Below are 26,650 nucleotides of genomic sequence, written 5' to 3' on the forward strand. Positions count from 1 at the left end.
CTCCCACCCAGGGGAGCGGAGGGCTCCCACCCATGGGAGGGGAGGCCTCCCATGGGTGTCCCGAGACGCCTCCCACCAGTGGGAGCCAAACCGTCAGTGAACCACCAATGAACCACCAGTTAACCGTCAGGGGGACGGCGCCGTGTAGGGAGCCAGAACGCCTCCCTGCTGTCGCCAAGGCGCCAGCCCCCCCGCAGGATCCGGCCGGCGAGACGCGCCTGCAGGCCGCGTGCCGGGCGACCTGGGCGGCCTACCGGAACGCCTATGCAGACCGCTACGGCGCCGCCCCAGTTCGAAACCAGAAGGTCAGTTCGCAGGTGAAGCAGTTCGTGCAGCGCATCGGCTACGACGAATCACCCTTGATTGCCGCGTGGTTCGTGCAGCACCCGAGGAGCTACTACGTTGGCCGCATGCACGACTTCGGCTGCCTGCTGAGCGACGCCGAGAAGTTGCGCACCGAGTGGGTGACGGGAAGGCTCATGACCGCCGGCAAGGCGCGCCAGTCCGACAGAGCCGGCACCACCATGGCCGCCCTCGCCGAGGTGCTGGCCGAACGAGGAGAGTCACTGTGAGCGCGAACACGCTGAAGGCCATTGCCATGACGGCCGAACTGACCGGGACCGAGCTGTCCGCGGCGGCACTGAAGGTCATGGATGCGGACCTGTCGGCCTACCCCGACGCCGACGTACTGCGCGCCCTGGAGCGTTGCCGCAAGGAACTGAAGGGCCGCCTGACCGTGGCCGCCGTGCTCGAGCGGGTCGCGGAGCTCGATAGTCGCCCTGGCGCGGAGGAGGCGTGGGCGACCGCCCTTTCCGCGGACGACGACGCCGCGACCGTGGTATGGACCGACGAGATCACGCAGGCGCTGGCGGTGGCTAGGCCGCTCCTTGATGCGCGCGACAAGGTGGCGGCGCGCATGGCGTTCTGCCAGGCGTACCAGCGTCTGGTGCGCGAGGCGCGCGAGGCGAGGGTGCCATGCCGGTGGTGGGCGTCGCTCGGCCATGACCCGCGACGGCGCGCGGCGACGCTCTCTGCGGCCGTCGTGGCGGGGCGGATCACGCCGGAGGCCGTCCAGCCCCTGCTGCCCGCGCCGGCGGACGGCGACGCGGTGGTGGCGTCGCTCATCGGCGGCGACGACGCGAAGCTGATCGCCCACGTTCCGGAGGATGCCCGCGAGACCGCGACGCGCGGCCTCAAGCGCCTCCGCGCCCACCTCGCCGAACTGGGGGCCCAGGCGGCGAAACTCGAGGCGCAGCGCGCGGCCGATGAGCGAGGGCGGCAGGCCGCGTTGGCGGCACGCAAGGCCAGCATGTTCCGCGCCGCGCAAGAGCGCATGAACGGCATGGGTTCGACGCGGCTCTCCCCTTGTGCCGAAGAGCCGGCCGACACAGAGGGCGGCGTGCATGCCGACTGCTCGAATCACGCGTGCCCGTCCAACGCTCGCATCCGGTCAGACCCTGGTACGCGGTAACTGACCGGCGCAGCGAGGTCCACGAATCACCGGTCGTTTCCGAGGAAGGCCGCCCTCGCCCCCCGACCATCCTTAATCCTTGAATGCCAGCCTGGCATGAACCACAATTGGATGACATTCTCCAGCACCGGCTCCTCGTAGCCGCGCGACCTGTCAGCCCCTGAAACAGGTACGGCATCAGCCCGGGGTCTTCGTCCCAGTTGCATCCAACTTCCCCTCCGGGATGATCCACGTCCCGGTCGCGGCTCGTGCGTTCTCCCGTCCAGCACCTACCCTCCGGGAGATCGCCAAATGTGGCACGACGAACCCGCAAACAGGCCGGGGCAGGATCCCCAAGCCTACCTTCCATTTACCCACTGGGAGGACCGTTTTCGCGAACGCATCGCACATTACCAGGAGCTGCTACTCCTGTTTCCCGGCTCCGCTTACTTCGCAAACGAGCTCGCAAAGTACCAGCGCTGGTTCCATGAGCATCTCTTGCTGCGCCCCACCGGCTCTATCGCCGACGAAGAGCTACCGTTCTAACCAGAAACGGCGTTCCGGGCAGATTGGCCCGGAACGCTCAACACCGCCCGCGCAGCCAGCATGCCGCAATAATGCCTTGCCGATATTCGACTGACGCACTATCGTAAAGCCGTCCAGTCGACATTTCCTGCTCTCGCTCCCCTCGCTAAGCGACGCCTCTTCGACCCTTCGAAGCAGCTTCGCGCCTTGCTTTCCCTTCGCTACTGTCTGAGCGACTCGCCTAGGCGGGTTGCCTCGTCTCGTTGGATCCCTCGCGGCCGGCGCATGCCGGCACAGTGTCCAGGCGTCCCGCGCCTGGCGTCGCTCCGCTTTCGCGATCGGTGTCCGCCCGCCTCCACGCCCCGTGCCTGGCTGCGACACGTCGAAAAGCCAAGAACCACGGCCGAGACATTTTTCGACCACCGGCAACCGAGACACGGAGAGGAACAATGCACACGACACGCAATCCCCCGGAACACCCGCATGGGTGGAATTGGAATCAACGGCGCAGCGTCCGGCCCGGGCGCCGGCTCCATCAAGCCACGGACGCGACGGCTCCCTCGCGCCTTCGGATCGGGCGAGACCTCCGACACGCCGTCGAGCATGACGAGTTCGTCCTTCACTACCAACCCGAGATCGACGCAAGTACTGGCCACATGGTGGCGGCCGAGGCGCTGATCCGCTGGCAGCACCCCCAACTCGGCATGATCCGCCCCAACACCTTCATCCCGGTCGCGGAGGACCAAGGACTGATCGGCAAGATCGGACAATGGGTGCTCGAGACCGCGTGTGCCCAGCTTCACGCGTGGCACGCCGCCGGCCATGACCTGCGGGTCGCGGTCAACTTCTCGGTCGAGCAATTGCGCCGGCGCGACATCGCCGACACAGTCGCCAACGCACTCGAACGATTCGACCTGCAGCCCGATGACCTGGTCGTCGAAATAACCGAGAGCATTTGCATGCGCGCCAACGATCGCGCGCGGGAGAACGTCGCTCGCCTCGCGCATCTGGGCATACGGCTGGCCATCGACGACTTCGGCACCGGCTACTCCTCGCTGAGCTACCTCAAGCGCATGCCGGTCCGCATCCTGAAGATCGACCGAAGCTTTGTCGTCGATCTCGCCGACGGCCCGGATTCGACAATCGTGCGAAACATCATATCGCTCGCCCATGAACTGGATCTGATCGTCATTGTGGAAGGCGTCGAGACGCCGGCTCAACACGAACTCCTGCGCGTCATGGGCTGCGACATGGTCCAGGGCTACCTGGTTGGTGAAAGCCTTCCACCGGCCCTGTTCCACGATGCGTTTCTCGCCCCCCGACAGCACACGATCGTCGAGCCGGAGCGGATCTGAATGGACACGCCGACCGACATGCTGGCACTGCGCGCCGGCCCTTCCGGTGCAGCCTAAATTATCACCGACGGGGTAAGACGCGCCGTCATCGACGGCCGCCACCCTGCGGCGTCAAGTATCGATCGCTCAACACGCAGGATGGTTGTGCGAATAGACAACCGCTGCCGCATTGAGCCAGAGTGCTTCCTTCACGACCTCGCGCGGATACACACATGCCTGGTCGATGGTGCCGTGGAACAGTTTCATGTACTCGATCAGCCGGTTCTGGCTGTCTAGGTACGGCGCCCCGAAGATCTCGTGCTCGAAGCTGGCCAGCGTGGCGCGCAGGTAGTCCTTGAACAGCGCCGGCGAAGTGAACAGCGTCCCGCGTGGGCTCTTCTGGGCGATGGCTTGGCGGGACGCCGCCAGAATCTGGTCCGCCGACGCCACCAAGTAGCGCCCCTGCGCGTCACGCACCAGCAGCGAGGAATCGAGAGAGAGGGAGAGTTGCGACATGAGCGTGCACCGGTTGCTCAGGCGGCATTGCCTGGAACCGGCTCCAGCGCAGCGCAAGCAGTCACAGGGGCGAAGACGGCCACGGCCGCAAGCGCCCAAGGCACGCGGCCCTTGACGGAGAAAGCGCCGTGGTACGGTGAAGGGAACAGCAAGTCCGCCCACAGCCCACCATCCGCAGAGACGATGGATGGGCAAGCGCAGCGCGGAGGCCCTCAAGGGCCGGAGGCGTCAGGGATCAAAGCCGGATGGCCGCGACTCGGCACGAGGTGCGGGGCGCAGCCGGCAAGCCCGACGCCGGAACGCCGAGACGCTGCTGCGTTCTGAAGTTTACTCCCCATAGGAATGCAACATGGTTAGACGTATAGTCATACGTAGTAACCTATAGAGACAGGGAGGGCTCATGGCGATATTGCAGGAAATCTTGGTTTGGACGCAGGGGCTTCCGGCATGGCAAAGCGATGCAGTTTCTCGGCTGCTGGCGAAACAAGCGCTGACGCCGCAGGATCATGAGGATTTGTATGCCTTGCTTAAGCTGCCCCACGGAATTCCAGATCCCAAGAATCGCCAGCCCCAGCCACTAACTGCTGAGCAGATTCCAGCACAAGTCAAGGCGACCACGCACATCGAGCTGCGGGCCATAAAGAATCTGCACAACGTCAACGCAATTGCTGAAAATCAGCAGTTGGCGGTTGGTCCGGTCGGGATGACCGTCATATACGGCGATAACGGTTCTGGCAAATCAGGATACTCGCGGGTTCTCAAGCGTGCCTGTCGGGCGCGCGATCAATCGGAACCCATCCACCCCAATGCAAATTTGCCGGGAGCCAAGGCCGGCAATGCCCAGGCTTCCTTCGATATAGTCATTGATGGCGTTCTCAAAGAGGTGGTCTGGCAACAAGGGAAAGAGGCGCCTCCAGAACTTTCGTCATTCGCCATATTCGACGCACATTGCGCGCGCGCCTATTTGGATAATGAGGATGACTTCTCCTACGTGCCGTATGGCCTAGACGTATTCGAAGGACTCGCCAAGGTTTGCCAACAGCTCAAAACGGCCATTGAGACCGAGCAAAAGCAGTCGGCGGTGGATCTCACTGCATTTGCGCACCTACAGGGGGAAACTGCCGTCGGCAAGCTGATCGCGGCGCTCTCTGCGAAAACAAGCACTGCACAGATTGAAGCTCTCGCCGCTCTCAAGCCAGAAGAACTTGAGCAGCGGGAAACGCTAGAGAAAAGCCTCAAAGAGAACAACCCGAAGGAAAAGGCGGGTCGCTTGCGCTTGCGCGCGCGCCGTGTCACGTCAATCGCCAAAAATTCTGTCGAGAAAGGACTCGTGGTCGCCCCTGAAGCCATCGCCAAGTTGAAGGCACTGGCCGATGATTTTCGTACGGCACAGGCCGCCGCCGCACTCGCTGCGAAGACTTTCAAGGAAGGGGAAAACCTTCTGGCGGGAACTGGCGGAGAAGCGTGGCGGGAACTGTTCGACGCAGCCCGGAAGTTCGCGCTAGAAGCGCATCCAGACAAACAGTTCCCAGATTTGGGAGCAGACGCCGCGTGCCCGCTGTGTCAGCAGCCGCTGGCCGCAGGCGCGGAACGGCTGCTGCGATTCGAGGCGTTCATACAAGCAGAGGCGGAAAAGACGGCCCAGGCGCGGCGCCAGGCGCTCGCTGCCGAGTACCGTCCGTTTGCCGCCTCAGTCATGGCGTTGAACCTCGATGAGGCGACGCAGGTAGAGATAGAAGAAATCGACTCACCGTTGGTAGCCGACACCAAGGCTTTCGAGGCCGCACTAACGGTTCGGCATGAAGCAATCAAGGCAGCGGTCGTCTCCCATGACTGGACGGGGCTGGATCAGGCACTGGTCAGTCCGGCCGAGCGGCTGCAGGCGCTCGCTGACAAGCTGAACGCCGAAGCGGAGGCTCTGGAGAAAGCCTCGAATGAAGAAGCTCGCGCTGCGTTGCAGAAGCAACTTGGCGAGTTGGATGCCCGCGTAAAGCTCAGCCAAGTCAAGGAGGCTGTGGTTACGGCGGTGGAAAAGCTGGGACACCAAGGGAAGCTGAAGAACTGCCTGGCCGCCGTCAGGACAAATGCCATATCCCTCAAGGCGTCGGAACTGGCGGAGAAAGTCGTCTCCAAGGAGCTAGCCGATGCGTTGAACCGCGAATTCAAAGCCCTGGGCGTGGGAAGCCTGAGCGTTTCTCTGCAAAGCCGTGCCGACCGAGGGAAAGCGCTGCATAAGCTAAAGCTACAGCTACCGCAAGTCCGTAGTCCGGGTGAAATCCTGAGCGAAGGCGAGCAACGCGCCATCGCGATCGGCTCGTTCCTTGCCGAGGTGGGGTTGAGCGGCGGCAAGGGAGGGATCGTTTTCGACGATCCAGTATCCTCCCTCGACCACCGTCGGCGCGAGCGCGTTGCCCGGCGCCTCGCTGCTGAAGCGGTGCAGCGGCAGGTCATCATCTTCACGCACGACATCTATTTCCTCTGCTTGTTGGCCGAGGAGGCGAAGCAGGTCGGCGCCGCAGTGGTTACGCAAAGCCTGACACGGCGCGCCGAAGGCTTCGGCATAGCGGACCCGGAATTGCCATTCGAGGGGAAGAACGCCAGCAAGCGCATCGGCGCGCTGAAAGCGCAGCAACAGGCCATTGCCAAGCTACACAAAGATGGCGACCAGCAGGAGCACCACAGGCAGACGGTTGATGCCTACTTCCGCCTGCGTATGACATGGGAACGAGCTGTGGAAGAAGTCCTCCTGCGCGAAGTCATTCTCCGCTTCCGCAAGGGCGTGGAGACACAGCGGCTCGTCGGTGTGAGTGTGGACGATGATGACTATGCGCAGGTCAACGCGGGGATGAGCAAGTGCTCCAACTACGCCCATGACAAAGCGATGATGGGTGGCGTTGCTGTTCCTGACCCAGACGAACTGCTTGCAGACATCCTCGCACTGGAGAACTGGCGTGCACAGGTGCACAAGCGTTCCGAAGAGACCGCCAAGAAGCGCAAGGCCGGGCCGCCGATTGCCGCAGGAGCTGGCATGCAAGGCGCGCCAGCCTGAGCCAACCGGATCGTGCATTTGCCAGACGAGTGGTCGCACTGCTGGGCCTCTAAGTGCGCTCGCCTTATCGTCTGCTGTGACCGCCCCACTATGACTGCACGAGGCGTCAAGGCGGTCAGGCCTCTTGGCTGGTTGCCGCATGATTGCGATTCAGGTCCGAAACCACCGCGATCAACCTGTTGATCGGTTCGGCCAGCCGCTTTGGCAATACGCGGTGCTGCGTATGGGTTTTCAGGTCAGCGATCCAGCGATGCGCAACCCACACGTCTTCTTCGGGGTGGTCGTTGTCCACGCCGTTGCAATACTTGTATCCCACGAGCGCATCAGTGTGCGACAGCAGGATGCGCGCCATCGTCATGTGGAAGCGATGGGCCTGGAGATCCGCCGGGCCTTTGGGACGCGGCAGGGTCAGCCGTAGGCATCGGTGGCCGTTGAACTCACTCCAGTCGGGGCCAACGACCTGTCCCGCGCGTTCCAGCATCTTGCGCGACTGCTCGTTCTTGCCGTTGACCAGGGCAACGGCGACCGTACTCTTCGGGTACTCCAGCTTTTCGGCGAGCAGGTTCATCCAGCGCACCAGCTTGTTCAGGGTCTCATCGTCAGCAAACACTAGAAACTGATGCCGCTGTTCGTCGTCAAGAAACGCCGGCAATTGCACATGGAGGGGGTACAGAAGGTCGTGGAGATAGATGTAGGTCTGCCGGCGTCCTTGCTCGTGGCTCCGCGTGGTCGCGGTCAATACCTGCCGTGCCCACTCGGGCGTGAGTTCGTCCAGCGTCATCTCGGTGATGTCGATGGAGATCAGAGGAAATCCAAGCGACTTCCCGATCAGCGCCTTGCGCCCGTCGAAGGCGTGGCCGAGTTCGATTTCAACGCCGCCCAGCACCATCGGCTCAGCCTGGACCGGCGGGCCGAGCACAGCAACGTCGAGCCGGAATTTGCTGCCAAATGGCGTCTCCAGGGGGTGTTCGGTTGCAACCTGGTCGGCGCCGAGCAACAAGTTGCCTTCCAACGGATAGTCCGACGCATCCGCATCCTTGAACGCCCACGGCATCGCAAGCCCGGCATTCAAACGTCGGGAGAGTTCGGCTGCGACAAGTTCTTTCGCCCGCCTGTGTTCGGGACTTTCCTGCACGGCGCGCCACCGGCTGGCTTCTTCATCATCGAAGTGCGCTTTAGGGTTGAAGGTGTGCTGGGCAGGAAGCACCCGGAAATGGGATCGCCGACGCAGCTTCCCGCTTTCAAAGGAGGGGCTGACCCATGTCACCATCTGCCGTGATGCCCCGGGAGACACCAGGGGCCACAGCTTTCGCGCATGTTCCCGGCTGCGAACATCGCGCGCGGCGATCGTGGTCTGAAAAATCCCTTTCCGAGAGAAGACAACGATCGCCTCGTCCATTCTTGTCTTTCCCTTATGGCGATACGGCCGCTAATTTCGTGGTGCCATCCAGCTTGCGATGAATCAGCGATACCAGCGTCAGGATGTCCAGTGCGTCCTGTTCGGACATAGGCCAGTTCGTCTTGGGTGCATGGGCCAGCGGATTGCGCACGGCGCCAAACAGGCCGATCAGCAGGTTGGCAAAGCCTTTCTGCGCGCTCTTTTCCGACTCGGTGGTGAGTGATCCCAAGGCGAGAACAGGCTGTTGGCCCGCAAATGCCTTGTTCACCAGGTCCGCGCCATCACCGTTCAGGCCCGACAGCAGGCGAATCCGTTCCGCAACGCCTTTCGTTGCCTCGAACACGGCATGGAAGTAATTTTCGTCCAGCGGCTCGGCACGGCAGTAGTTCAGCACTTCCGCGTGGACGACGCGGCTTTCCAGCGCGGCCTTGAGTCGACCCGCGCGGGCGCGCGCGGCATCGAGCGTCGTGGCCTTGTCGGCGTGCCCGACCTTGCCGTCCTCGCGTACGTAGAAACCGGAGAAGGCAAGGACGACATTGAGTTCGCCGCGCCGCCAAGAGAACGTCGCGGGATCGCGGGCGTAGTTCACCGGGTTCATCGCGCGATTGATGAACATGATGAGATGGTTGCCGACCTGGTGCCGGTCTTGTGCGCCGGCCAGCGCATTGAATAACCGCTTCCACTTGATCATGCCGGGCGACGTGTCGGCAATCTCGATTTCTTGCAGCAACCGCTCGATCTGTGTGCCACTCAGACCGCGCTCGGTATCGGCGAGCACGCGGCACGCGGCTTCAAGATGCTGTGAGCTGAAAGGGTTAATTCGGGCCGCCAATGCTTGTCTCCCTGGTCAGGCGTCAGATGATGGCCTGCAGGCCCTTGTCGGCGATAACGTTGAGCAGCTTGAGGGCTGGCCCCGTGGGATGGGTGTCGCCTTGCTCCCACTTGCGCACGGTTGAGGCCGACGTGTGCAAATGAAGAGCGAACACCGGCTGGCTGAACTTCAAGGCTTCGCGCAGGCGTTTGATGTCGGCAGCGCTGAACTCCCGCACCGGCGGCGGGCAGATCGCGTCGAACTCGCGCATCGTCACCTTGCTGATTGCTCCCGCTTCCTGAAGCGCAGCCAGATCGCCACGCAGGGATTCAATGATCTTGCTCACAGTGCACCTCCAATAACACGCCCGACTGCAACGCCTTCGACAAAGTCTCCGCGGACAGTTACAGGAACACTTGCCAGCAAATAGCAGAGCCATGTTCTCGTCCTGTGATGTTCGCCTTGTCGCTCTTGGGAACCCATGCAGGAACACGTAACGGCTACCGGGCCGACAGCAGCGTGCGGTAGCCACCGCTCTTGCCGCCGCCGGAGCGGGCAACCCGCTTCTTGTAGAAGAACCCGCCCAAGTCAGCGTCACAGACCGCTTTCCATCTCCTGAAAAGCCTTGCACAAGGCGGCATCAGATAGCTTTTCGCCCGCCTACCACCGCGTAAAGACCTTTCGCTTGAGGACGCGGATCATCATCTTGATCTTTTAAACTATACCCGTAACGGGCATACTTCTCCAAGCCCCGCACGATGCATGGTCGGGGAGGGCCCCCGAGCCGATCGTCGTGACGTCGAGGCGACAATCGGGGCTGATATGGCGGATCGCTGGCCACTGATCATGTGATCATCTCTCTCGGTTCTTAGCGCGTGCCGACACTCGATTGCGCGCAATTGACCATCGAGCTAGCCGAGCGATAGACCGCATGGACACCCGGGGTCTTCTGGCGCGTCACGCGAGTTGACCGTCATGTGGTCGAAACCGTGAGCACAAGGCGTTGCCGTCACCGAGGTCGCTACAAAGCAGCAACTTGAGATATCAAACTATTGGTTGGGAATTTGCGTTAGCTGGATTGGATAGCTGCCGCCTATTGGAATCCGCAGTTGAGCGGCAGGTCATCGACGCAATGGAGACCGATAGGCTTTGGCCGGCGCATGCCCGGACAGGCCGAATTGCACGCATCGGCTGTCCAGCAGGTTTCCGAGCGAAGCAACCTCTCCAACGGCGGCGCTGCCGAAACATCTGCAGCAGCAGTTGGTCGGCGGCGGCCTCTGCACAGCCGCCCACTGACGTCCGCGGCAGTTCCTGGTCAGCGCCTCATGCTAAAGGTAGAGAAGCCGTCCCGGCGAGAGTGCCAACGGTTGCAAGATGCGAGAGCGAGGTGAAACCAGGACGAGGGCTGGCGCCCACGCCCTGGCTTCGTCAGGCCGCCAGCCTCTTGGCCAGCGCCACCTCGATGCTGTCACCGGTCTGATTGAGGACGTCGAGGCCCGTTTCCGGCATGTCGCCCGACGTCGATTGCGCCACCGCGATCTTCTGCGCCATCAATGTGAGGCAGTCCATTTGCGCCGATTCCGCGTATCCGAAGAAGTGCACGGCCACGTCGTTTCGCTGCCCGATGCGCCATGAACGGCGCGAGGCCTGCTGCAGGGTATAGCAGTTGTAGCCCGATTGCATGTAGGCGATGTTAGGGAAATCGAGCAGATCCAGCCCGGTTTTCACGAGTTCCGGGTTCGAGATGAGCACGTCGATGCCGCGTTCGACCTGGTCGGCCACCCAGTCCTCGCGGCGGGCCGCTTCAACGCTCGCGCGCAGCACGGCCACCTTGAAGCCCGCGCGTTCCAGCTGGGCCCGCAGGCGACTCGTGGTGTCTCGGGTCCCCGTGTAGATGGAGTACGCGAGCACCTTGCGGCCCCTGCCCTTCTCATGGCGGCAAAGTTCAATCAGCGCCGCTTCCTTCGGGCTCACGTCCCCGTCGCCGAAGACTGCTGTCTGATACGCAAGCTGGGCGCCAGTTCGAGGATGCCTGACGAGTTCGTCGCGGAAGCAGCAGTCGGGCCACGCCAGCAGCACCTGGAGCACCACGCCGAGCAGCGTCGCGTCGCCGCAGCGCAGCGCCAGGCGCAACTCGGCCGTGAGGACCCTCGCGAGCTTCGTGTAGCCCTCGCGCTGTGCCTCTGTCATCACCACCGATTCGAACACCTCGCGGTAGGGCGGCAGGACGTCCCCGCCGATGTCCTTGAGCTTCAGGAAGACCGTGCAGGGCAGCAAATACCGCATGATGCCCTTCGGGCCGAAGCCGGGGGCTTTGGCCGTTCGATGGCTGATCGTCTTGCCCTTCGCAGTCCGATGGGAGCGGCTTTCCGCCTCACGGTAGATGTCCTTCACGACCCCGTGGTCGCGCATGAAGACCATTGCTGCCGGGCCCAGGCTGCGACGCACGTTCGGGCGGTAGCCGTCGTCAATCATCACCCTCGGATTGAGGCGCCAGAGGAGGTAGAACAGGTCCTCGGCGTAGCCGCCCATCAGCGTGCCGGTGAGCAGCAGCGTCTTGCTGCACTTGGCGGCCAGGACGCCCATGGCTTGTCCCTGGGCGCTGCCGGCATTCTTGTATTCATGCCCCTCGTCGATCACCAGCAGCCCGAAGTAGCCTTGGGGCAAGTACCGTTTGACGAATTCCGTCGCCTGGTAGTCGCCCTGGCCGAAGCCGATCTCCATGGTGGCCATTGCGCGCTCCATGCGTGCGGCCTGGCGGTCGGAGAAGACGAGTTCCCCCTTCTCGTCCATCAGGTTGATGAACTCGTGCACGTTGTCCGCCAGCATGGCGCCGAGCATCTCCTCGCCAAATCGTCGGATCAGGTTCTCGGCGGTCTTCACGCCGATGGTCGGCAACTGCTGCAACGCGTCCATGACGAGTTCGCGGTGCGAGCGCTGCGGCTTGCCCTTGCGGGTTAAGGTCCACAGGCGCCCGCTGCAATGAGGGCAAGCGCTTCGATTCTCGTCGAGCACGACCTTCGCCCGCGCCGCCGACATTGGCAGCTCGGAGTCGTTGGCCCTGTCCGTCAGCCATTGCCCGCAGTCCGGACAAGTGGCGTAGGCGGCGACGTGGCGCGCCCCGAGCTCGTCCCGATAAACCGTCCTGCGTACGGTGAACGCGGGCCGCCAATGAAAGCCCATGCGCATCCGCACGCGCCCGAGCACGAAGAACTCCGGCACTGCGGGCACCGTGCGCATCGCGCGCAGTGTGAGCAGCTTCTGCAAGGTATCCGGCCCGTTGAGTATCCAGACTCGAGCATCCGGCACGGTCAGCATGATTTCCCTGCGCCACTTGTACACCAGGTGAGGCGGTGACAGTACCAGGGTGCGGCGGAAGCCCGCCTCGTGCATCACGACGGCTGCGGCGATCGCCATCATGGTCTTGCCAGTTCCCATCTCGGCGTTGAGGATCGCCGCCGGGTCGCCGGCGTCGAGCAGCAGGCGAGTCAGGGCCTGGACGGCATCGCGCTGCGCCGGAAAGGGCTTCCGGCGCAGCCGATCCATCAACTCATCGCGCTGCGGATCGGCTGCGCCGTCATAGACGGGAGGATTCTGGCGTCGAACGGCGTCCAGCAGGCTGGCGCCGAAGTCGTCGACGAACTCCGCCAGCGACAGCTGGGCAGGTTCCGGAAGGACGAGAGCCGACGCGAAGTCGGCACGTGCGAGTTGCATGAAGGTCTCCTCGAGAAGGCGGAGACCGAACCCATGCGGGTACGAGTCCCCGCATGGGTTTGACGTGGAAGAACAGGGTGGGGCGATAGCCGAAGGCGGACGTATTCGCCCCGAACGCTTTTGCCTCAGTACTCTTCGGGCAGCAGCAATGTCGTGACGCTGCGGTCCGCTTCGGTGATGAGCCACAACGTATTGGCGCCGTAGCCCGCGCTCGGCCGAGCCGGGTCGATCGGATACGCGGCGAATATGCGGCTGTCGCCCGAACGAACAGCCTCGTCGTTCTGCTCGGGCTCGGAGCTCACCCCCCAATCGCCTCGTAGGTAGGCGCCGAGACAGCGGTCGACGAGATCCGGATGGCGCTCGAGGAACAGCTCGACCCCTGCTGTCATCACCACGCGACCGAGCTCGAACAAGGGCTTGGACTGAGCCCGCACGGGCGGCAATGCTTCGGCGATCCCCTGGATTCGTCCCGCCGCGTCAGCGGGCAGGTCGTCCGCCTCAAGCGTCAACACACCCTGCTTGACGGCCATCGAAACGAGATCCTGGAACCGCTCCTCCAGCGTGACGCGAACGCCGCCGACCTTGCCGAGCGGCGGGAACTTGAAGCGGCTCAGCGGCATGTAGAGCCGATCGCCCAGACCGTCGAGCAGCGGATCGCGCCAGTGATCGAGGAGCGGCAGCGGGCTGAGGTCCCGGATCAGGGCCCACAGTTGGGAGCGCGGCACCTCGCATTCATCACTCACCAGCCAGGCGGTTCCCCCCGGCCGGTTGAGCTGCACCAGAACCGGGTCGTAGAGCCACGTGTGCGTCAGTGATCCGAACAGGTTCCGGTCAGGGAAACGACCAGTGAACTTCTGGAGCCGCTCCGGCTCCGGGACGAAGACCGTGTGTCGCGCTCCATCATCGGCCAGGGTGAAGGTGACCTCCCCCGCCTGGAGCAGGCCGCCCTGATCGCGAGGCACGGAGAAGGCGGACATGAACTGCAGCACGGAGGTGTCGCGTCCGTACAAGGACAGCAGCAACAGTTCGCCATTTTCGCCGCGGACGCAGGCATCCGCGTACAGATCGGAGAAACCCTCGATCGACAACATGATGAGTGCCTCCCTTCATTGGACGCCAATCGCCAATGACGATTGGTTTTCGGGTACGGAGGCGGACCGGACGCGAGACAAGCGCCTGGCGTCCGCGCCCAAGAGCGTGGCTTCGAGGTCGGTGAAATCGACGTTTTTCATGGCAAAGCTCCTCAAGAAATGGGGAGATGCCGCCACCCCATCGGGGAAGCGGATCTTCCCGGTGGGGTGGATGAAGGACGAATGCCCCGGGCCCCGAAGGGCCGTCGCTGTTTCAGGGGCTGACAGCGCTCGGTGTCGACGCGATGGCGTCGCCGCAAAACTACGTCTGGGCAATTGGTTGAGGCACTGCCCCGCGAGCAGGTAGCCACACCCGTCCGTTGTAACTCACCCGTGCGACCTGCTGGCCGCAACCGTCAAGGACTTGCCCCCCCACCCAGTTGCCGCCGCCGACTTGGTGCTCAACGATGAAGCGGCAGACAACACGGCTCGCGTCCCCAAGGGACGCCACCGGCGCCAGGCGATTCTGGACGCCGAGTAGTGTTTGCGCGGGGTCCTGACCGAGGCCCGGGTTACCCGCCGTCATCAAGGCGACGCGAAGTGGCTGACGCTGCGCAAGCTCGTATTCGTCCGCCACACGGTTGAAGTTTCGCAATGTGTGCATGATGCGCTCCTGAATGTCCCGTCGGTCGCCGCACCCGCCGGGCGTGCAACCCGACGGGTGATGAGGGAGGACAATGGAATCGCGGCGGCACGGCCGCCCGAGGAGAAACTACGAATCGCTGATGCGCCGGACCGGAAGCAAGAGCAACTCGCCCTGCGCCAGCGCCGACATCAGCACCTTGTCGCTCGGCACACGCACCGACCGCGCGATCGCATCGAAGAACGGCGACTGATCGGTGAGATGGTCGGACAGAAGGCGCGCCAGGTCGGTCAACACGTGGAGGACAGCCTCGCCGGAAGTGTCGAAGTCATGCGTGTCCTGCAGTCGCTCCGCAACGTGCGTGAGGAGCGCGGCGCCCATCGGAAACAGGGCCTCCGGCCAATCGATTCCGCCGTCGGCTCCGAGCGGGATCTCCATCTGGTCGGCACCCGCTTCGGGAAGCAGTACGCACAGGCGATCCAGGGTACTCGCCAGTGCGTGGTTGAAGTTGGCTCGAACCACGCGGATGGTCGACCAGAACGTCTCGGCTTCGTCGGGCGCCCGGCACGCCAGCCGCCAGACGACCTCCGACCGCGCGAGCGTGCCCGGGTGGCACAGCAGCGTGGTCTGAAGATACTCGAGGCAGCCCGCCCGCCACTCGCGATCCGTCGTCGAGCGGTTGCGGCCCGCGCTCGAGAGTGCGGACACGTCACGGTGTCGCGCGAGCACCCACATATCGATTTCCTGCTGCATCTCGTTCTCCCAAAGAATGATAGATGGCTGGAAGACAACACAAAGGCGAGCTCGCCCCCGAAGAGCGAGCCCGTTCGGGTTGCAGTGGTGGTGGTCAAAGCGCTGGCGCTGAGGGCCAGCAAATCGAGGCGGAGCGGTGCTCCGCAAGACCAATGTGCAGTGCGTTTGCCCTGCCCTATTGGATCGTGACGATGGACCCGAACCCGGGCCCTGGAGTGAAATCGATCCCGCGTATCACGGGCACGAACCGATCGGTAAGAATGACAGTTTCACTGACGGTCCCATCCGGGCTTTCCGAAAGCTCGACGGAGCGGACCTTGTCCTTGTACGTGTCGCCCTTGATCAACAGGGTGCGACCGCTACCGGCGGTCACGATTCCGTGAGCGTGACCGGCCGCCAGCGCCAAAGCCAGGTGCCACCGCCCCATTGCAGTCAAGGGCGGACGGTGGGCGCCTTTCGTAACACCGAAGTGAGTCCGGAACTGCGGCCAGAGACTATGCGCATGCAGTCGCGCCACCTCGGCCGCGAGTTGGGCGGCGTCGATGCGGACCGCGTGAAAGCGGCCCTCCCCACCTGCAATCTCCGGAACGGCGTACGGCTCGTCGGTCCAGCACTCGGGCAATACCTGATTGCATGCTTCGCCCTTACCGGCAGCAATGAGCGCCGACACGGTGCGGGATTCCGGCCGATCCGAACGGCGTCGAACGCCGAACACCACGCACTGCTTGAACTGTTGCTCCGGAGCCATATGGAAGCGAATGCGATCGAAGTTGCGGGCAAGGAGACCTGCGAACTCCGCGTCGAGCACGTAGTAAGGCACGATGAGAACGAGGACGCCTCCGAACGCAAGGGTTTGAAAGGTCCGCCGGAAGAAGATCTTCTCGAGTCGATCTGGCCCTTTGTCGCCGGTCTGCGCCCGGTCCGCCACCACGTCGCCATAGGGCGGATTCAGGAACAAGAGACCCATGGACCCCGGTGTTAGGACGACGTCCTGGATGTCGGCGTGAATCGCAAGGTCCAGGACGGATTTCGCATGCCAGGCGCGCTCGGCATCGAACTCGACGCCGAATGCCTGAACAGCGGCACCGCATCCAGTCAGCGCTTCCCTGACCTGGTGGAGCGCAGCGCCTTCGCCGCAGCACGGATCAAGGATCCGTAGCTCATTGCCTGCCACATCGAGGGCGGCGACAATCCGCTCGAGCGTCGCTTGGTCGGTCGGGTAGTAGCCGTTCTTCACGAAATTGCGCGCCAGGCGCGGGAATATCAGGGCCATGGAACCTCCTCGGAGTCGGCGGGACGCATTGACCCTCGACGGGCCGATCGCGACCCGCAGGTTGTGGATGATGTCCCGGAGCGAGATGCTCGGTCCTGTTGCAGGGACTGACAGGCTGATGAATCTGGCAACACGCGCCACCGGCCGATAGCCGGACGGCCGCAAACGGATTTCCATCGTCGGTCTGCCTGCTGTGGGCCGACCATGGGAACCCGCTGGTTCCGCTTGGATGGGATTTGAACGATACCTTCGTCACACCCGCGGGCCTCAGGCGCGTTGCCCTGAGACCCCGTGGCTCGGATGCGAGGCACCCCAGTGGAAGGCGTGGGCGCCGATGAAAGGGCGCGCGGGGAAACCGCCGACGCAAATGCCGCAACACATCGGGCGTGTTGCTGCCCAGTTGTCGATGGAGCCCTCGCAGGCTTTCCGAATCACGCGCGTCCCCTGACGTACTGAACCCGATTCGGAAAGCCCGCGCGCGGGCTGGCGGCCGGAGTCGGCCGCGGGGATTGTTCTACGATGCGTCCGCCTTCGCGGCCAGGTAGGCCCGATACCGATCGGATTCCTCCGGATACCAGACCTGCTCTTCCGGCACAAAGCCGTATTGGAGTCCGGACTTCAGCCTATTGCGCTGCTCCCGGAAGCGCCGGCGGTCATCGATCGTCGGATCGAGCTTCACCGGTTGGCGCGCCGCGACCAGCCCGTGGAGCTCGTCGCCGAAGAGTGCGAGATCGGGCGATTCGTCCGAACCTGTGGTGGGAGATACCGGCGGCGCCCCGCCCTCCTGCCCTCGTTCGGGCGCACCGCTTCCCTCCAAATCGCCATTCCCGGCACCAGGACGCGCAGTCTGCGCTACCGCCTCGTCAGCGGGATCGGGTTCCATCGGGGCCTCGGGCAAACTCCTTTCCGTGCCGCTTTGAACGTGCAGATCGGCGAGTCGGGCGCGGATCTCCAACACGAGCCGACCGTTGCTGGCATAGGACCAGGGGAAGATGCGCTGAATGAAATAGCGCCCCGTGTAGCTCCCTTCCTCGAACTGATCGAGGATCGGGTCCTTGACACGAAACTCGCCGATATCGGTCAGCAGATCGCCGACACAGAACGGACCATTGGCCCCCTTGATGCGCTTGATGTTCAGCGTGCCTTCGACAGTGATGCTCACGATCTCGATCTCCGAATGCGGTATCGGAGGCCCGCCCACCGAGGGGGACGAACGCCCCCGATGGGTGGTTGAAAATCGGACACCGAACGGGTCGAACCATCGGTGCCTGCGGTACAGGAGGGCCACCAACATGGTTGGTGGCCCCGGCTTTGAAAGAGGCACCGGTATTCCGGACCGGTACGGGATCGAAGCGGACAGGCCAGGCCCGACCGAGGACCCCAGGCCTGACGGCCGTCCCAGTTACAGGGGCTGACTGGGCGCACCACGCACGTTTTTTGCCGAAACGTGCAAAACGGGTGGAAACCCACGAAAGGCTCCGAGCTTGGATCGGCTGATCGGGTGATCACCCGCTGGTGCCGGTGCGCTCCAGGTGAGCGCTTTCGGCCGCTGGCTGAACATCCGTGGTCTTCGGGCGTTCGTAGACCGTTTGGCCGTCCACCTTGACGTGCGTCAGCAGTAGCAGCCGGCCCTTGATGATGACTCGCGGTTCCTTGCCGGGCGCACCGGTTTCGGAATCCTTGACGTCGGCATAGTAGAGATGTGGGTAGATGTCACCCACGCGGAATGACACAAAGACCTTGCGGTCGTTCTGGACATCCTGCTTGAAGCGTTCAACGAGCTCGGCACACTCGGCACCGACCACTCTGAGGTCAAAGTACGTGTACGCCGGTTCCGTGACGGACCCGTGAACAGCGTTGATTGCGCATGCGAGAAAGGGCTCGGCTCGACGGCCGCCACCGCGCGGCTTCACCCACCGGACCCGGCCCAAATAGCCGCATCCCTTGGTATGCAGGTCGAAATGCTCCTTCTCGGGAGCGGTCTTGGAAGCAACTTGCATGGATTCGGACATGACAGTCTCCAGACGAAAAAAATCGGGAGACCACACATCCCATGATCGGGAAGTGAATCTTCCCGATCGGGTGGGTGATACAAACGAAACCCCGGACCTGACGGTCGTTCCGGTTACAGGGGCTGACCGGACACAGTACAACGGCCACATGGCCGAATACTCGCGCCGATTTTACGCCAAGTGCCCGCGCCGTCAACAGGGCAACGCCATCGAGCCAATGGCAGCATGCCACCACCGTAGAAACGGGGACCAGCGGTGTTGCGCCCCAGACAGTGGCACGACGACTCGAGCGCACCTTCAGTCTGATCAAGCCGCCTTGCATTTCTTCGCTTGATCAGCGACATTCCCGCGAGGGGACGGACCTCATCCGCCCGACAGAAACCCTTCGCACACGATCGCGACCAGCCTGCTCGGCTGCACGACCTCTCGCATCTGCAACAGCACGCTAATGCGCCGGATTTGATGCCGCCCGCGCGCGTTTGACGCCCCAGACAGGGAACTGGTGCCCACGGCGGGCCCATCGTGTGGTGCTCCCATCGTCTGGACGGCCCGCCGCGCCAGTTGTTCTCCCCGATGGGGCTCCTCCGCTCGGGGGCTGCACCCGACTTGGCGCCATCCACACTGCAATCACATGACATTCCCCTGGGCATGGAGGTAAGGGTTATGAACGTCGTGCACATCAACACCCATCCGGCCCGTCTGCGACCGGGCGAGATGGCGATCCACCGCGAGCACGGATGGGTCGAGATCCTCGAACGCGCCGGAACACTGCTACGAATACGATGGATCGACCGCGCATTGGTAGCCCCCGACGCCCTCGAACCCGACGAGATCGACGGCGAAGTCCTGACGGTCTGGGAGGACTGGGTCGGGTGCGACAGCTTGAAGCCGATGCCAAGACCGTCAATGCGCGGCGAATCGGTAGCTCAAACGCCCCTTGACCTTGCGGCCCGACGAGCTCTACGGAGGGTGCCAACGACATGAGACGTCTGCGAAACCGGACTCGCCAGGGCCACAAGCAGCGCCCCACCCCACCGCTGACCGGGCTCACCTCGATCGAGGTCATGGGCGCTTGATTCATACCGTACCGTAACCTATCGTACGTAACGTATCGTACTGGAGACGTGAGATGCCTCGGGAAGCCAGCATCACGTACGAGCAGGTGGCGGCCATCGCCGATGGCATCAAAGCCGCCGGCGGGAAACCCACCCCACGCCAGATCCGCGAGCGTCACGGCAGCGGCAGCCTGGGCACCATCCATAAGCTGTTCCAACGATGGGAAGGCAACCAGCCGCCATCCATCGAAGCAGGTTCAGCCCTCCCCCCTGCGCTGCAACGGACGATTCTCGACTTCGTGACGCAGGAACGGGCAACGGCTCGGGCCGACCTCGACGCCAAACTGTCTGACATGCAAGCGGCCGCCGGCGAGCTCGCCGCCGAGAACGAGCGCCAGAGCGGCCACATCGAGACGCTGGAAAGCACCCTGCAGACGTCTCAGGAAGAGAAGGCAGCGCTCGCCGGAAAGATCGAGCAAATGGCGGCCGACCTCTCCGCAGCCCGGGACGAAGCCGCCCGTGAGCGTCACGCAGCCGAGGCCACCCGCACCGAGTTGGCCAAGGCACATGTTCGACTCGACGCCCTGCCCATCCTCGAAAACGAGAACGAGCGGCTACGAAGTGCGGTAGACGCCGAGCGCGACGCTCGCACCAATGCCGAACGTCTGGCCGCGATCGCAGAGGCGAAGGCCGCAGGCCTCAGCGAGCGCCTGGCGGATAGCCAGGCGCGCCACACGCGTGAAGTGGCGAACCTCGACAGCCAGCTACAGGACCAAAAGCAGCGAAACGCGAACCTCGAGGCTGATCTGTCGGAGATACGCAAGGAGTCCCGCGACCTGGCCGCTCGCCTCGCTCAGGCGACTGGCGAGCTGGAAGCACTGCGCACTCAGAATGCCGGTCATCTGGATGTCATCAAGGGCTTCACCGCGCAAGGCACCGTAACGGGCACGTCGTAAAGGTCCAAGCGGCCGACGCTGACGTTGTCGTGCGCACGGGGGCCACTCCTTTGCCGGCAACCGTCGACGGAGAACCTGACCTGGCAATCGACACATTGTGAAGCGGCCCCTTGACGAGCCGGCGTATGGCGCCTACGAATATATTCAACGTCCGGTCAGCCCCTGTAACCGGAACGACCTTCGGGTCCGGGGTCAGCCTCAAGATTCATGTCCATCTCGGTGGGATACGCCTCTCCGTAATTTTTCAAAGAGAGGCCGATGTTCTCCTACTACCCCCCGCCTTCCGGCTCCCTCCCCGAGCGCCTCTCCTGCGGCCATCCCTATCCTGAGGCCCTTCAGGTACCCACTTACATCAAGGATCGCGCCACGAAGGTGGGCGACACCGCGGCAGCATCCCGTCTTGGGTAATTCCGGGACTTGCCAAACGACGATCGTGCCGGTATTTTTCTCTCGTCTCAAAAGCGCTGCGCACCCCTTGAGACGCGGTGGGAACGCCTCGCTCTCTCGCTTCGCGCGACTCAATCGCTCATTTCCTTGCTCGTCAATCGGCGCTTTTCGCCGCTCTGACTTCGTCTCGTCCTGATTCCCCGCCTTGCGACCGCTGCAATCGCCGTCGGCCGGCCTTGGCATGCATCGACCATTCGGACAACGAACGCCAGCAAGGAGAAACAGATGAAACATGAATCCCAGGCGGCGCACGCCATGCGCCGAACCGGCGGCCCGATCGGTGCCGATCAGAACCTTGGAGGAGACACAGTACCGGGCCAAGTAAACATCGAGGACATCGCCCACGTCCTCGCGAGCACGTGCTGCTTCGCGGGCCGTGCGCACACCTTCTATTCGGTCGCGCAGCACGACTATCTAGCGAGCACCATCGTGCCGCCCGATGACGCCCTGGCGGCGCTTCTCCTCCACGCCGGAGATGCGCTCAGGAAACTGCTCGCCGCCTGCATCAATGCAGAGAGCCAGACGACCGCGGACATTCTGGCCGACCTCGGCGCCCCGCCCTACCTGCCGCCATCGGTCAAGTACGCGGACCTAGTACTCCGCGCCACCGAACGACGCGATCTCGATCCGCCCTATGAAGACGCATGGACCGGTACGACACAGTCCTCACCGCTGGCCCGGCCGATTCAGGCGCTAGCACCTATCGTGGCGAAGCACCTATTCATCGATCGCTACTACGAGCTCCGACCACAGGAGGACCGAAGAGCGTTCCCTACTGCGGACGGTGCCTCATGAAACAGCATGCCTTCGGTGTCGTTCCGGACACTGTGAGTGAGACTTGCCCCTTCCTGACGCCAGGCGGTCTTACGGGCGCAGCCGACGGCTTCGCCATGACCGCTCTGTGTATCACCGGCCTGCTCGGGAAGATTGCCTATGTCGGCCGAGTCGATGCCTGCCGGTCTTCTCGTCAAGGCTTCCAGCGCGACAACAACACCGGAGGTAGCCGGATTAAGGACGACCCATACTCCGTCGCAGACGCCGCCAAGCGGTAAGACTGCGCTGGAGGACGCGACCGAGGCGAAGCTACTGCCTGCGTCAAAAGAGGCATGACATGTTCCTGACTAAGGACGAACTCCGCAACCTCACCGGCTACCAGAAGCCGTCACTGCAAAAGCGTTGGCTCACGGATCGTGGCTGGCCATACGAGGAGAACGCAGCTGGCGATCCAAAAGTCCTGCGCTCAATCGTCGAGAAGCGCATGGGCGGTTCAACTGCATCTGCCCATCGCAGACAAGGCCCCGATCTCGGAGCTATTCTGTAATGATGGGACGCCCGCGCAAAATTGATCTCAACCTGCCGCCCCGCATGTATCTCAAAGGGCGGTCGTATTGGTACGCCGCTAAGGGCGGCTGGATCAATCTCGGCCGCGACCTGTCGATCGCGCGCACGAAGTGGGCCGAGCTGGAGAACACGAACGCCCCCAAGGAAACTATGTCGGGCGTCATCGGTCGATACCTGCGCGAAGTCGTCCCGCAGAAGGCCGCGAGCACGCAGGCGGGGAATAAACTGGAAGCCTCCACTCTGACGAAGGTGTTCGGACAGATGAAGCCCGCCGACATCACCCCAGCCGACGTGTGGGACTTCATGCAGGTGCGCGGCCAGAAGTCGAAGGTGCGAGCCAATCGCGAACGCTCCCTTCTGCAGGACGTCATGCGGCACGCCATCATGTGGGGCCATTGCCGCGACAATCCAGTACGCGAGGTGAAGCCGTTCAAGGAAATGCCGCGCACGCGCTACGTCACCGACGTGGAATTCGACGCCGTGAAGAAGGTTGCGCCTCCCCTCGTCGCGGCAATGATGGATCTCGCGCGCCTCACCGGACAGCGCCGCGGCGATCTCCTTGCGCTACGCCGCGATGCGATTACCGCAGAGGGCCTGCTGATCACGCAAGGCAAGACCGCACGGAGTCGCCCGGTGCAAATCTGCATCGGCTGGACGCCTGCACTACGTGCTGCGGTCGATGCGCTAAAGGACCTCGAACGCCCCATTGCGAGCACGCGGCTCGTGACGAGCCGCGACGGATCGCCGATGACGGTCGAAGGCTGGAAGACGGCGTGGCAGCGAACGATGGACAAGGCCACCGCGCCTGGACCGAATGGCGAGCCGCCGATCCTTGCCGAGCGGTTCCACTTCCACGACCTGCGCGCGAAGACGGTAACAGAATTGAAGGAAGCGGGCCGGGATGCGCGCACCCTTTCCGGCCATGCGTCCGATGCAATGATCGAAAAGGTCTATGACCGGCGCAGGGTAAAGAAAGCGACTCCGCTGGAATAAATCAGCGGGGAGTTTTGAAAAAACGCGGGAGTATTGAAAACGGCACCCCGAAGGGTGCCGTATCTCTTTGATTTTGGGGCGACATACCGGGATCGAACCGGTGACAACTGGAGCCACAATCCAGTGCTCTACCAACTGAGCTAATGCCGCCACTTTCAGACTGCAGAAATTCTACAGTCAAAAACCTTTACTGGCCTGCCCGACAGGAATCGAACCTGTAACCCCCGGCTTAGAAGGCCGGTGCTCTATCCAGTTGAGCTACGGGCAGATCCCGCGGGCATCGGGGTTAGCTGGTCGGGGTGGAGGGATTCGAACCCCCGACATCTTGCTCCCAAAGCAAGCGCGCTACCGGACTGCGCTACACCCCGAGAGCCGCGAATAATACACACTCATTCCCGATGCGTCAAACGTAAGATCGAAAAATTTGAATCCCCGTCAAAAACCATCGAATACGGCGGAGAGGCACGTCTTTTCTTGCCCACCCGATCGGTTTCTGATATTAGTTCGATTCTTTCAATTACCAACCGGAAGTCGAAGTCATGCCGGACGATACACTGCAGAAACAGTTCCCGCCGTACGTCCCCGAAAAGGGCGAGGAATACATGAGCGAGAAGCAGCTGGCCCACTTCCGCAACATGCTGGAATCGGTAAAACGGGAGCTGGCTGGCGATATCGAGCGCACCGTTCATACCATGCAGGACGAGGCCACCGCATTCGCCGACCCCAACGATCGCGCCAGCCAGGAGTCGGACATTGCGCTCGAACTGCGCAACCGCGACCGCGAGCGCAAGTTGATCAAAAAGATCGACGAGGCCATTGGCCGCATCAATGCTGGCGAGTACGGCTATTGCGACAGCTGTGGCGTCGAAATCGGGCTCAAGCGGCTGGAAGCGCGCCCCACGGCGACCCTGTGCATCGACTGCAAGACCCTGGAGGAAATGCGCGAGCGCCAGGTCGCAAAATAATCCCGCCGCCTCCGCCACCGCGCCTACCGCACCGCGACGGACGCAGGATAAAAAAAGGGACGCCGCGGCGTCCCTTTTCATTTTGTCCGGCCGGATTACTCCGCCGCTTGGTCTAGCAGCGCCTTCATGCTGAGACGGATCTTGCCACGCTCGTCGGTCTCGAGGACCTTGACGCGCACCGCCTGACCTTCCTTAACGTAGTCGGCGACGTTGTTCACGCGTTCGTTCGCGATCTGCGACACGTGCAGCAGTCCGTCGCGACCCGGCATGATGTTCACGATCGCGCCGAAATCGAGCAGGCGGATGACGGTACCGTTGTACACCTTGCCGACCTCGACCTCGGCCGTGATGGCGTCGATCTTTTCCTTCGCGAGCTGAGCGCCTTCGGCGCTGACCGACGAGATGGTCAAACTGCCGTCGTCCTCGATCTCGATCACGGTGCCGGTCTCTTCCTGCAGCGCACGAATTACCGCACCGCCCTTGCCGATCACGTCGCGGATCTTCTCCGGGTTGATCTTCATCGTGATCATGCGCGGAGCGAACTCCGACACTTCACCGCGATGCGAGGCGAGCGACTGCTTCATGATGCCGAGGATGTGCATGCGGCCCTCGCCCGCCTGCGCGAGCGCAACCTGCATGATTTCCTTCGTGATGCCCTGGATCTTGATATCCATCTGCAGCGCCGTGACGCCCCGCTCGGTCCCGGCAACCTTGAAGTCCATGTCGCCGAGATGGTCCTCGTCGCCGAGGATGTCGGTCAGGACGGCAAAACGATTGCCTTCCTTGATCAGACCCATCGCAATGCCGGCCACATGCTCCTTCATCGGCACGCCGGCGTCCATCAGCGCGAGCGAGCCGCCGCACACCGAAGCCATCGAGCTCGAGCCATTCGACTCGGTGATTTCCGAAACGACGCGGACCGTGTAGCTGAAGTCTTCGGGCGCCGGCAGGGCGGCGATCAGCGCGCGCTTCGCCAGCCGGCCGTGGCCGACTTCGCGACGCTTGGTCACGCCCATGCGGCCGGTTTCGCCGGTCGAGAACGGCGGGAAGTTGTAGTGCAGCATGAAGCTCTCGCGGTATTCGCCCGCAATCGCGTCGATGATCTGTTCGTCACGCCCGGTACCCAGCGTCGCGACGACGAGAGCCTGGGTTTCGCCACGCGTGAACAGCGCCGAACCGTGCGTGCGGGGCAGCACGCCAACGCGGATCTCGATCGGGCGAACGGTACGGGTGTCGCGTCCGTCGATTCGCGGTTCGCCGGCGAGGATGCGGCTACGCACGATGCCGGCCTCGAGCTCGTGGAAGATGTCCTTGAGCTCATTGCCGGTCGGCGCTGCTTCCAGCTCCGCGGTGATCGTCGCGATCGTATTCTTGCGGATCTCGTTCACACGCTCGGTACGGGCCTGCTTGCTGGTGATGCGGAACGCTTCCTCGAGCTGGGCGCCCGCGAGTTCCTTGACGCGGTTGATGAGCGCCTCGTTCTTGGCGGGGGGCTGCCAGTTCCACTCGGGCTTGCCAGCGATCTCGACGAGTTCGTTGATCGCGCGGATCGCCGCCTGCATCTGCTGGTGGCCGAAGACCACCGAGCCGAGCATCACTTCTTCCGAGAGTTCCTGCGCCTCGGATTCGACCATCAGCACTGCCGCTTCTGTACCGGCAACAACGAGGTTCAGCTGGCTGGTCTTGAGCTGCTCGACGGTCGGGTTCAGGATGTACTCGCCGTTGGCATAACCAACACGGCAGGCACCGATCGGGCCGTTGAACGGCACGCCCGAAATGGCCAGCGCGGCGGATGCGCCGATCATCGCCGGAATGTCCGAATCGATTTCCGGGTTGAGCGACAGCACCGTGACAATGACCTGGACTTCGTTGTAGAAGCCGTCCGGGAACAGCGGGCGGATCGGCCGATCGATCAGGCGGCTGGTCAGCGTTTCCTTCTCGGTCGGGCGCCCTTCACGCTTGAAGAAGCCGCCCGGAATGCGGCCGGCCGCGTAGAACTTCTCGACGTAGTCGACGGTGAGGGGGAAGAAGTCCTGCCCGGTCTTGGCTTCCTTGGCGGCAACGACGGTGGCGAGGACCACGGTGTCGTCCATATTCACGATGACGGCACCACCTGCCTGACGGGCAATCTCTCCGGTCTCGATGGTGACGGTATGCGCGCCGTATGCGAATGTTTTTTTGATGGCGGTAGGCAAGTTGAATATCCTTTAGGTGAGTATAAGCAGCAGACTACAACTGCGAAGCTGTCCCGGTCACGCAACCCTGACAGCAAAAACAAAGCCGGTGCGACCCCGCGGGATCCGCACCGGCTTGCTCGCTTACATTGTCTTTTGCGACGCTGTCA

At 63.1% G+C, this 26,650-nt stretch carries 25 protein-coding genes and 3 tRNA genes; 12 read left to right on the forward strand and 16 right to left on the reverse strand.

Features of this window, described 5'->3' with window-relative positions; genetic code table 11:
* Nucleotides 1–107 precede the first annotated feature (107 nt).
* From GPA27_RS06905 to GPA27_RS06920, 4 genes are all read left to right on the forward strand, one after another.
* Nucleotides 108–572, forward strand: a complete 465-nt coding sequence (locus GPA27_RS06905) for a hypothetical protein (RefSeq protein WP_169138885.1) — start codon at nucleotides 108–110, stop codon at nucleotides 570–572.
* Nucleotides 569–1,471 carry a hypothetical protein gene (locus GPA27_RS06910; protein ID WP_169138887.1) on the forward strand — a complete coding sequence of 301 codons (903 nt, stop codon included), beginning with the start codon at nucleotides 569–571 and terminating at the stop codon, nucleotides 1,469–1,471. The genes GPA27_RS06905 and GPA27_RS06910 overlap by 4 nt, the downstream gene beginning before the upstream one ends.
* Before the next feature lie 291 nt (nucleotides 1,472–1,762).
* Nucleotides 1,763–1,996: a hypothetical protein gene (locus GPA27_RS06915; RefSeq protein ID WP_169138889.1), complete on the forward strand. Its 234-nt coding sequence runs from the start codon at nucleotides 1,763–1,765 to the stop codon at nucleotides 1,994–1,996.
* A gap of 428 nt (nucleotides 1,997–2,424) precedes the next feature.
* On the forward strand, nucleotides 2,425–3,330 hold the full coding sequence (locus GPA27_RS06920) for a putative bifunctional diguanylate cyclase/phosphodiesterase (protein ID WP_169138891.1): 906 nt from the start codon (nucleotides 2,425–2,427) through the stop codon (nucleotides 3,328–3,330).
* A gap of 126 nt (nucleotides 3,331–3,456) precedes the next feature.
* Here GPA27_RS06920 and GPA27_RS06925 read toward each other — a convergent pair whose 3' ends face one another.
* Nucleotides 3,457–3,825, reverse strand: a complete 369-nt coding sequence (locus GPA27_RS06925) for a JAB domain-containing protein (protein ID WP_169138893.1) — start codon at nucleotides 3,823–3,825, stop codon at nucleotides 3,457–3,459.
* A gap of 400 nt (nucleotides 3,826–4,225) precedes the next feature.
* On the opposite strand from GPA27_RS06925, the gene GPA27_RS06930 reads away from it, so the two are divergent.
* Entirely contained in the window at nucleotides 4,226–6,874 is a 2,649-nt protein-coding gene (locus GPA27_RS06930; RefSeq protein ID WP_169138895.1) for an AAA family ATPase, read from the forward strand.
* 115 nt (nucleotides 6,875–6,989) lie between these two features.
* On the opposite strand, the gene GPA27_RS06935 is transcribed toward GPA27_RS06930, so the two are convergent.
* The 11 genes from GPA27_RS06935 to GPA27_RS06985 form a co-directional block, all read right to left on the reverse strand.
* Entirely contained in the window at nucleotides 6,990–8,273 is a 1,284-nt protein-coding gene (locus GPA27_RS06935; protein ID WP_169138897.1) for a hypothetical protein, read from the reverse strand.
* Nucleotides 8,274–8,286: 13 nt separating this feature from the next.
* Nucleotides 8,287–9,105 carry a TIGR02391 family protein gene (locus GPA27_RS06940; RefSeq protein WP_169138899.1) on the reverse strand — a complete coding sequence of 273 codons (819 nt, stop codon included), beginning with the start codon at nucleotides 9,103–9,105 and terminating at the stop codon, nucleotides 8,287–8,289.
* 22 nt (nucleotides 9,106–9,127) lie between these two features.
* On the reverse strand, nucleotides 9,128–9,430 hold the full coding sequence (locus tag GPA27_RS06945; RefSeq protein ID WP_169138901.1) for a helix-turn-helix domain-containing protein: 303 nt from the start codon (nucleotides 9,428–9,430) through the stop codon (nucleotides 9,128–9,130).
* Nucleotides 9,431–9,584: 154 nt separating this feature from the next.
* On the reverse strand, nucleotides 9,585–9,725 hold the full coding sequence (locus tag GPA27_RS29600) for a type II toxin-antitoxin system RelE/ParE family toxin (RefSeq protein ID WP_246260983.1): 141 nt from the start codon (nucleotides 9,723–9,725) through the stop codon (nucleotides 9,585–9,587).
* A 787-nt stretch (nucleotides 9,726–10,512) separates the two neighbouring features.
* Nucleotides 10,513–12,798 carry a DEAD/DEAH box helicase gene (locus tag GPA27_RS06955; RefSeq protein WP_169138903.1) on the reverse strand — a complete coding sequence of 762 codons (2,286 nt, stop codon included), beginning with the start codon at nucleotides 12,796–12,798 and terminating at the stop codon, nucleotides 10,513–10,515.
* A gap of 125 nt (nucleotides 12,799–12,923) precedes the next feature.
* Entirely contained in the window at nucleotides 12,924–13,889 is a 966-nt protein-coding gene (locus tag GPA27_RS06960; protein WP_211164873.1) for a hypothetical protein, read from the reverse strand.
* A gap of 15 nt (nucleotides 13,890–13,904) precedes the next feature.
* Entirely contained in the window at nucleotides 13,905–14,030 is a 126-nt protein-coding gene (locus GPA27_RS06965) for a hypothetical protein (RefSeq protein ID WP_256222824.1), read from the reverse strand.
* A gap of 610 nt (nucleotides 14,031–14,640) precedes the next feature.
* Nucleotides 14,641–15,264 (reverse strand): hypothetical protein, encoded by a 624-nt coding sequence (locus tag GPA27_RS06970; RefSeq protein WP_169138905.1) that lies wholly within the window; start codon nucleotides 15,262–15,264, stop codon nucleotides 14,641–14,643.
* Nucleotides 15,265–15,439: 175 nt separating this feature from the next.
* A complete protein-coding gene (locus tag GPA27_RS06975; RefSeq protein WP_169138907.1) occupies nucleotides 15,440–16,537 on the reverse strand; it encodes a DUF6094 domain-containing protein in 1,098 nt (365 codons plus the stop codon).
* 514 nt (nucleotides 16,538–17,051) lie between these two features.
* Nucleotides 17,052–17,699, reverse strand: a complete 648-nt coding sequence (locus tag GPA27_RS06980) for a DUF3275 family protein (protein WP_169138909.1) — start codon at nucleotides 17,697–17,699, stop codon at nucleotides 17,052–17,054.
* A gap of 343 nt (nucleotides 17,700–18,042) precedes the next feature.
* On the reverse strand, nucleotides 18,043–18,549 hold the full coding sequence (locus GPA27_RS06985; RefSeq protein ID WP_169138911.1) for a DUF3577 domain-containing protein: 507 nt from the start codon (nucleotides 18,547–18,549) through the stop codon (nucleotides 18,043–18,045).
* Nucleotides 18,550–19,212: 663 nt separating this feature from the next.
* Here GPA27_RS06985 and GPA27_RS06990 point away from each other — a divergent pair.
* From GPA27_RS06990 to GPA27_RS07015, 6 genes are all read left to right on the forward strand, one after another.
* Nucleotides 19,213–19,533 (forward strand): hypothetical protein, encoded by a 321-nt coding sequence (locus GPA27_RS06990; protein WP_169138913.1) that lies wholly within the window; start codon nucleotides 19,213–19,215, stop codon nucleotides 19,531–19,533.
* 145 nt (nucleotides 19,534–19,678) lie between these two features.
* Nucleotides 19,679–20,560, forward strand: a complete 882-nt coding sequence (locus tag GPA27_RS06995) for a DNA-binding protein (RefSeq protein ID WP_169138915.1) — start codon at nucleotides 19,679–19,681, stop codon at nucleotides 20,558–20,560.
* Nucleotides 20,561–21,232: 672 nt separating this feature from the next.
* Complete coding sequence (locus GPA27_RS07000) at nucleotides 21,233–21,802, forward strand: hypothetical protein (RefSeq protein ID WP_169138917.1); 570 nt, start codon at nucleotides 21,233–21,235, stop codon at nucleotides 21,800–21,802.
* A complete protein-coding gene (locus tag GPA27_RS07005; RefSeq protein WP_169138919.1) occupies nucleotides 21,799–22,059 on the forward strand; it encodes a hypothetical protein in 261 nt (86 codons plus the stop codon). The genes GPA27_RS07000 and GPA27_RS07005 overlap by 4 nt, the downstream gene beginning before the upstream one ends.
* Nucleotides 22,060–22,118: 59 nt before the next feature.
* The gene (locus tag GPA27_RS07010) at nucleotides 22,119–22,328 is read left to right on the forward strand and encodes a DUF4224 domain-containing protein (RefSeq protein ID WP_169138921.1); all 210 of its coding nucleotides are present in this window, start codon (nucleotides 22,119–22,121) and stop codon (nucleotides 22,326–22,328) included.
* Nucleotides 22,328–23,341, forward strand: a complete 1,014-nt coding sequence (locus tag GPA27_RS07015) for a tyrosine-type recombinase/integrase (protein ID WP_050416270.1) — start codon at nucleotides 22,328–22,330, stop codon at nucleotides 23,339–23,341. The genes GPA27_RS07010 and GPA27_RS07015 overlap by 1 nt, the downstream gene beginning before the upstream one ends.
* 74 nt (nucleotides 23,342–23,415) lie before the next feature.
* Here GPA27_RS07015 and GPA27_RS07020 read toward each other — a convergent pair.
* From GPA27_RS07020 to GPA27_RS07030, 3 genes are all read right to left on the reverse strand, one after another.
* Nucleotides 23,416–23,491: transfer RNA gene (locus GPA27_RS07020), tRNA-His, on the reverse strand.
* A gap of 41 nt (nucleotides 23,492–23,532) precedes the next feature.
* A tRNA-Arg gene (locus tag GPA27_RS07025) sits at nucleotides 23,533–23,609 on the reverse strand.
* 23 nt (nucleotides 23,610–23,632) lie between these two features.
* Nucleotides 23,633–23,709, reverse strand: a tRNA-Pro gene (locus GPA27_RS07030).
* Between the two features lie 171 nt (nucleotides 23,710–23,880).
* On the opposite strand from GPA27_RS07030, the gene dksA reads away from it, so the two are divergent.
* Nucleotides 23,881–24,306 carry an RNA polymerase-binding protein DksA gene (gene dksA / locus GPA27_RS07035; protein WP_169138923.1) on the forward strand — a complete coding sequence of 142 codons (426 nt, stop codon included), beginning with the start codon at nucleotides 23,881–23,883 and terminating at the stop codon, nucleotides 24,304–24,306.
* A gap of 95 nt (nucleotides 24,307–24,401) precedes the next feature.
* Here the strand turns inward: dksA and pnp are convergent, their stop codons facing one another.
* Entirely contained in the window at nucleotides 24,402–26,501 is a 2,100-nt protein-coding gene (pnp, locus tag GPA27_RS07040; protein WP_169138925.1) for a polyribonucleotide nucleotidyltransferase, read from the reverse strand.
* Nucleotides 26,502–26,650 lie beyond the last annotated feature (149 nt).

It is taken from the genome of Aromatoleum toluolicum (assembly GCF_012911005.2).
Lineage (GTDB): Bacteria > Pseudomonadota > Gammaproteobacteria > Burkholderiales > Rhodocyclaceae > Aromatoleum > Aromatoleum toluolicum.

Coding starts and splice junctions, on each gene's coding strand:
- GPA27_RS06920 (WP_169138891.1), top strand. CDS start 2,425: ATGCACACGACACGCAATCCCCCGGAACACCCGCATGGGTGGAATTGG.
- GPA27_RS06930 (WP_169138895.1), top strand. CDS start 4,226: ATGGCGATATTGCAGGAAATCTTGGTTTGGACGCAGGGGCTTCCGGCA.
- GPA27_RS06925 (WP_169138893.1), bottom strand. CDS start 3,825: ATGTCGCAACTCTCCCTCTCTCTCGATTCCTCGCTGCTGGTGCGTGAC.
- GPA27_RS07000 (WP_169138917.1), top strand. CDS start 21,233: ATGAAACATGAATCCCAGGCGGCGCACGCCATGCGCCGAACCGGCGGC.
- dksA (WP_169138923.1), top strand. CDS start 23,881: ATGCCGGACGATACACTGCAGAAACAGTTCCCGCCGTACGTCCCCGAA.
- GPA27_RS06985 (WP_169138911.1), bottom strand. CDS start 18,549: ATGTCCGAATCCATGCAAGTTGCTTCCAAGACCGCTCCCGAGAAGGAG.
- GPA27_RS06915 (WP_169138889.1), top strand. CDS start 1,763: ATGTGGCACGACGAACCCGCAAACAGGCCGGGGCAGGATCCCCAAGCC.
- GPA27_RS07015 (WP_050416270.1), top strand. CDS start 22,328: ATGATGGGACGCCCGCGCAAAATTGATCTCAACCTGCCGCCCCGCATG.
- GPA27_RS07005 (WP_169138919.1), top strand. CDS start 21,799: ATGAAACAGCATGCCTTCGGTGTCGTTCCGGACACTGTGAGTGAGACT.
- GPA27_RS06990 (WP_169138913.1), top strand. CDS start 19,213: ATGAACGTCGTGCACATCAACACCCATCCGGCCCGTCTGCGACCGGGC.
- GPA27_RS29600 (WP_246260983.1), bottom strand. CDS start 9,725: ATGCCGCCTTGTGCAAGGCTTTTCAGGAGATGGAAAGCGGTCTGTGAC.
- GPA27_RS06935 (WP_169138897.1), bottom strand. CDS start 8,273: ATGGACGAGGCGATCGTTGTCTTCTCTCGGAAAGGGATTTTTCAGACC.
- GPA27_RS07010 (WP_169138921.1), top strand. CDS start 22,119: ATGTTCCTGACTAAGGACGAACTCCGCAACCTCACCGGCTACCAGAAG.
- GPA27_RS06960 (WP_211164873.1), bottom strand. CDS start 13,889: ATGTTGTCGATCGAGGGTTTCTCCGATCTGTACGCGGATGCCTGCGTC.
- GPA27_RS06975 (WP_169138907.1), bottom strand. CDS start 16,537: ATGGCCCTGATATTCCCGCGCCTGGCGCGCAATTTCGTGAAGAACGGC.
- GPA27_RS06970 (WP_169138905.1), bottom strand. CDS start 15,264: ATGCAGCAGGAAATCGATATGTGGGTGCTCGCGCGACACCGTGACGTG.
- GPA27_RS06955 (WP_169138903.1), bottom strand. CDS start 12,798: ATGCAACTCGCACGTGCCGACTTCGCGTCGGCTCTCGTCCTTCCGGAA.
- GPA27_RS06965 (WP_256222824.1), bottom strand. CDS start 14,030: ATGAAAAACGTCGATTTCACCGACCTCGAAGCCACGCTCTTGGGCGCG.
- GPA27_RS06905 (WP_169138885.1), top strand. CDS start 108: ATGAACCACCAGTTAACCGTCAGGGGGACGGCGCCGTGTAGGGAGCCA.
- GPA27_RS06995 (WP_169138915.1), top strand. CDS start 19,679: ATGCCTCGGGAAGCCAGCATCACGTACGAGCAGGTGGCGGCCATCGCC.